The organism is Inquilinus sp. (assembly GCF_057815775.1).
The window spans coordinates 1-3,773 of sequence record NZ_JBYRFX010000669.1; the positions used below are offsets into that span (position 1 = coordinate 1).

The window sequence follows — 3,773 nt, forward strand, 5'->3', positions numbered from 1 at the left end:
CCACAGCTTCCAGCACACCCACAGCAGCAGGATGCCGCCGGCGAACAGCAGGCCGATGATCTGCAGCAGCTGGGTGGCCAGCCCGGCGAAGACGATGCGCAGCACGGTGGCGGCGCCGATGCCGTACAGGATGGCGCGGCGCCGGTCGGCGGGGGCCAGCCCGGCCGCGGCCATGCCGACCACGATCGCGTTGTCGCCGGCCAAGGCCACGTCGATGATGACGACCTGGACCAGGGCGGTGAGTTCGGCGAGCGAGAACCAGTCGGGCATGGCGTGTTCCGATACGGCGAAGGGTCGTGGTGATGTAGCGCAGGACCGGGGTGGCGGAAACCCCGCGGCGGCAAGAAACGCCGCCGTCAGGGTGCTGCGGGCCGGCGGCTGAGCACGATGGCGGCGCGCAGCCGGCTGCGGCCGTAGCGGGCCATCCGCTCGAACTCCGCCCACGGCACCGGGATGGCGGCCTTGGCCGCGGCATCCTCCATCTCGTCCTCCGCGATATAGGGGTCGTGCAAGGAGATGGAGTGTTCGTCGCAGCCGGTCACCACCACCCAATGTGGGCTTTTCCAGCCATAGCCGCGATACTGGCTGACCAGCACGATCGGCACCGCGCCTTCCGCCAGCAGCCGGCCGATCTCGCCGAGGCCGAGCGCACGGTGGCCGACCGCGATACCGGCGCCGGCGCAGCGGTTGCGGAAATCCTCCTGCACCAGCGTCATCACCGCGGCCTTGTCGGGCCGGCGGACGCCGTCGAGGAACAGGATGTCGGGGTCGCTGACGAAGATGCGCGCCGCCAGGCCGCGCATGGCCCGAGGTCATGAAGATCGTCGTCGCCTCGCGCCACAGCCGCAGCTCCTGCGTGCGGCTCATCTCCGTCGCCGGGTCCAGCGCCTTCATCGCCATCAGCAGCGCGGCGGCGCCGCAGGTGAAATCCGTGGTCTGGGCGTAGTAGGGCACCGGCAGGTCGACCCGCGGCTGCGGCCCGGCGGCGAGCCGCTTCTCGAAGCGCAGCGCCTCCGCCGGCCGGGCACCGGGCGTCAGATGGCGCTCGAAGCGCTGGTAGCCGCCGGACTGCACCAGCGCCAGGGCCGCGGCATTGTCCGGCCGCACCTGCAGCCGCAGCAGCCGGGCGCCGGCCTGCTGCACCGTGCGCTCCGCCGCCCCCAGCAGCGTCGCCCCGACGCCCCGGGCCCGCAGGGCTGGCGCGACCGCCAGCGAATGCAGCCGGGCCAGCGCGGTGGTCGGGCGCGACAGGGCCAGGGCATAGCCCAGCATCTCGCGCCCGGCCTCCGCCACCACGCCGACGGCATGGCCGCGGCCCAGCAGGTCGAAGCACGGGCGCGGGTCCAGCCGGCCGTCGCCGAAGGCGCCGGCATGGATCGCCAGCAGCCCGTCCATGTCGTCCGGCCGCGCCGGCCGCAGCGTGTCGAACCACGCGCCGCCGGCCGCCGCGGCTTCGCCCGGCAGGGCCTCGTTGCCGCCGCTCACCGGCCGGCCCGGTCCGGCGACGGGGCGTGAAGCGATCCGGACGGGAAGCGGCGCATGAGGCTGTCCTGATCTGTTGCGGGATACGGGGTCGCGGCCGTGCGGCGCGCCGGCAGGCGCGGTCGGGCAAAGGCAGGGAGAAGGAGAGGCCGTGTTTTTGACCGGGGCGCGGCGCCGGGCGGGGCGGCTCGGGCTGCGCGATCCGATGGAGTCCTTATAGGGGGGCCATCATCCGGCGCGCAGTCACAACAATGTCATGCCACCATGCAGCCGGGGCATCGGGCTGCGGGGCAATCGTTGCCCTCAGAGACCGCTTGGAAATGCGCTGGTGTGATACCGGCGGCATGAACTCTTGACCCGTCATCGCGAGGAGGCGAAGCCGCCCCCTTTACGTCAAGAATGGGCGATCCAGCGGCTCGATTTCTGGATTGCCACGCCCCTTCGGGGCTCGCAATGACGGGTCTTTAACTTCGGCGGCGCCTATCCCACTGCGCGCAGGCCACACCAGCCGGCAATGAACAGCGCGATGGTCTTCGTCACCCGCTTCAGGGAGTCGAGGTCGACCCATTCGTCGATGCCGTGGATGTTCGCCACTTTGGGGCCGTAGACCAGCGCCGGCATCCCGGCATGCACCGCGAACAGGGTGGAATCGAGGTAGCAGGGCATGGTGAAGGCGGCCAGCGCCTGGCCGGGCCCCCGAATGGCGGCATGCGCCTCGGCCAGCACGGCTTCCGCCGCCCCGCCCGGCGCCAGCACATAGCCGGGCTGGCAGACGCCGACCCAGTCGACCAGGGGGGCGTCGGCGCCGCGGAACTCGTCATCCGTCTCGGCCACCTCCCGCACGAAGGCCTCGAATTCGGCGCGGCGCGCGGCGGGTTCCTCGCCGGGATAGAAGCCGACGCGCCCCTCCAGCACGCATTCCGACGGCAGCGAGGCGATCCATTCGCCGCCCGCGATCGTGCCGATGGTCAGCGCCACCGGGTTGGCGATGCCGGCGAATTCCTCATGGGCCGCACCTTGCCCGATCCAGCGCTGCTCCAGGCCCTTCAGCCGGCGCATCAGGTGGACGGCCAGCTCGATGGCGCTGCGGCCGCTGTCGGGGTCGCGCGGATGGGTGGGGTTGCCAAGGACGGTGATGCGGAACTTGATGACGCCGGTGTTGGCGCGCACCAGCGCCTCCTCCGTCGGCTCCGGGATCAGGATGGCATCGGCGGTATGGCCGGCGGCCAGCAGCGTGGCGGCGCCGTTGCCGGTGATCTCCTCCTCCACCACGGACTGGATCTGCACCCTTCCGTCCGGCTCGAAGCCTGCGGCGGCCAGCGCGTCGAGGGCGAAGACGATCGCGGCCATGCCGGCCTTCATGTCGCCGGCGCCGCGGCCATGCAGCCGGCCGCCCGCGACATCGCCGCTGAAGGGCGCGCGCGACCAGCGCGCCTCCGGCCCGGTGGGCACGACATCGACATGCGCGTTCAGGATCAGCGACCGGCCCGGCCCGCCGGCGGACGGCTTCTGCGCCACCAGGTTCCAGCTGTCGTCATACGGCACGGTGGCCGGGGAGAAGCGGGGATCGCCCGCCACCGACCGGGTGCGCACCTGCTCCACGGCATAGCCGCGGGCCTCGTATTCCCGCTGCAGGAAGTCCTGCGCCCCGGCCTCCGCCCCGCGCAGCGACGCATGCCGGACCAGGGCGGACAGGAACCGGGTCTGCTCGGTAAACCGCGCCTCCACGGCCGCGCCGATCGCCTCGCTCTGCGCCTCGGACAGTTCGACCCCGATCGATGCCATGTTGTAACCCTCTCTCCCTGAACGGCCGTTCTTGCCGACGGTGCCGGACAATGGCGCGGATGGGGATGATTTGGCCAGCCGGGTTGGGGGCATACCGGGGCGGCACAGCTATTCCGGCGGCTGGCCTTATGGCCGATAGGTGGCTGTTGCCACACGTGTACCCTGTCACGATATCTCTAGGGAGATGCCCGAAGCCGCCGACCGAAGGTTGCGAAGTATTTGGGCCGAAAGGGGTGACGGGTGAGCTGCGCGAACTGGGTGACATTCAGGTGTAATTAAGTGGGAGCTATGGATTGGCTCGAACGCGCGAACAACCGCAGTCACACCTCTGCCAAACGAGGCCGAGAACCCGGCAAAAAAAGTACATTCACCCTAGTTTCAAATAACCGCGGTCTCACTGCTGGAGAAATTTGGAATCCTCTAAAGATGTGTCCTCATTGTATTCCTATTTTTCGACATGATGAAATGATGGATAGTATCTATGTAGCTTTTGATAGCTCAATATT

3 protein-coding genes and 1 pseudogene are annotated in these 3,773 nt (G+C 69.7%); 1 reads left to right on the plus strand and 3 read right to left on the minus strand.

Annotated elements, in window-relative coordinates; all coding sequences use genetic code 11:
- The 3 genes and pseudogenes from AC3XYG_RS23225 to AC3XYG_RS23235 form a co-directional block, all read right to left on the minus strand.
- The coding region (locus AC3XYG_RS23225) for a TerC family protein (protein WP_489142238.1) at window positions 1-270 on the minus strand (270 nt) is incomplete at its 3' end.
- An 86-nt stretch (window positions 271-356) separates the two neighbouring features.
- Window positions 357-1,395 (minus strand): annotated as a pseudogene (locus AC3XYG_RS23230) (GNAT family N-acetyltransferase/peptidase C39 family protein).
- Window positions 1,396-1,962: 567 nt separating this feature from the next.
- Complete coding sequence (locus AC3XYG_RS23235; protein ID WP_489142239.1) at window positions 1,963-3,267, minus strand: ArgE/DapE family deacylase; 1,305 nt, start codon at window positions 3,265-3,267, stop codon at window positions 1,963-1,965.
- Between the two features lie 288 nt (window positions 3,268-3,555).
- On the opposite strand from AC3XYG_RS23235, the gene AC3XYG_RS23240 reads away from it, so the two are divergent.
- The coding region (locus AC3XYG_RS23240) for a hypothetical protein (protein ID WP_489142240.1) at window positions 3,556-3,773 on the plus strand (218 nt) is incomplete at its 3' end.